The organism is Paracoccus amoyensis, assembly GCF_014490725.1.
Classification (GTDB): Bacteria; Pseudomonadota; Alphaproteobacteria; order Rhodobacterales; family Rhodobacteraceae; genus Paracoccus; species Paracoccus amoyensis.
On record NZ_JACOQL010000017.1, the window covers coordinates 1 to 1,415 of the forward strand.

At 60.3% G+C, this 1,415-nt stretch carries 1 protein-coding gene; it reads left to right on the plus strand.

The genetic code is table 11. The features are described 5' to 3' along the window. Positions 1 to 90: 90 nt before the first annotated feature. A complete protein-coding gene (locus H4P12_RS18550) occupies positions 91 to 1,119 on the plus strand; it encodes an IS110 family RNA-guided transposase (RefSeq protein ID WP_187795108.1) in 1,029 nt (342 codons plus the stop codon). The last annotated feature ends 296 nt before the right edge of the window (positions 1,120 to 1,415 follow it).

The window sequence follows — 1,415 nt, forward strand, 5'->3', positions numbered from 1 at the left end:
CTGTGATGGGGTGGATGCCTCCCTCCCCGACGGCATCGCGATGTGCCAGACCTTGAAGTGTCAAACGCAAGGAAATGGAAGGAGGCATCCATGAAGAAAGCTACCATCATCGGCATCGATCTCGCAAAGAATGTCTTTCACCTGCATGGAGCTGCGGCGGACGGTTCCGTCCTGTTCCGAAAGAAACTGACCCGACCGCAGCTTCTGCAATTCATGGCGGAACAGCCGCGTTGTATCGTTGCGATGGAAGCCTGCGGCGGCTCGCATTTCTGGGCACGTGAAATGACGCGCATTGGCCATGAGGCCCGGCTGATCGCCCCGATCTACGTGAAACCGTTCGTGAAGCGACAGAAGAATGATGCAGCCGATGCGGAAGCAATCGTCGAGGCTGCACTGCGGCCGACGATGCGCTTTGTCACCGTCAAGAGCGAGGACCAACAGGCCCGAGCGGTCCTGTTCCGTGCCCGCGAACAGGTCGTCAATCAGCGCACCGAAATGGTTAACGCTCTCCGTGCGCATCTGGGTGAGTTCGGCCATATCGCGCCGCAAGGTATAAACAATCTGCGGCGCCTTGAGGAGATCATTGAGGACGCGGACACCAGCCTGCCCGATCTTGCACGCGACATCTGTCGGGACATGCTCACTCAGATCAGTCAGTTCTCGGCGCGGCTGGCGGCTATGGCGAAGCAGATCGACGCCCTGTCGAAGCACGGCGCGATAACCCGTCGCCTGCGCACCATGCCGGGTGTGGGGCCTATCTGCGCCATGGCTGTTGAAACCTTCGCGCCACATATGGAGTCCTTTCGGCGCGGACGCGACTTTGCGGCCTGGCTGGGGCTGGTGCCACGACAGAATTCGACCGGCGGCAAACAACGACTGGGTCGAACGTCCAAGATGGGACAGCGCGACATTCGCCGGCTGCTCATCATCGGTGCGATGGCGATCGTGCGATGGGCACTGCGCAAGGGTGCTGTTGCAGGTTCCTGGCTTGCCCGAATGTTGGCGGAAAAGCGGCGAGCCGTTGTCGCGATCGCGTTGGCCAACAAGATGGCGCGGGGCATTTGGGCCATGATGACGAAACAGGAGGAATACCGGGGTCCGGCGATGATCGCCGCCTGAGCGGGCGGACCAGCATCATCCGCCGTACATCGGGGATGTGAGGAAGACAGGGACCTGAATGGGCAAATGATCGTCCAGATCGGGATCGGGAAAACCAGGCTGGCCCAGAGCGCCCAGAGCTCGCTACTGTGATCTGGACCCGATCCACGCATCACCATACCGGCCCGCGGCATGGGAAAGGCCGCATATCGAGGCCTGACACATGACCGTACTCGATCACAGGCTCATAGGTTCAAAAATTCCTTGCATACCGGGAGGCATCCACACATGGGCCATGTCGAGCGGGAAACATATGC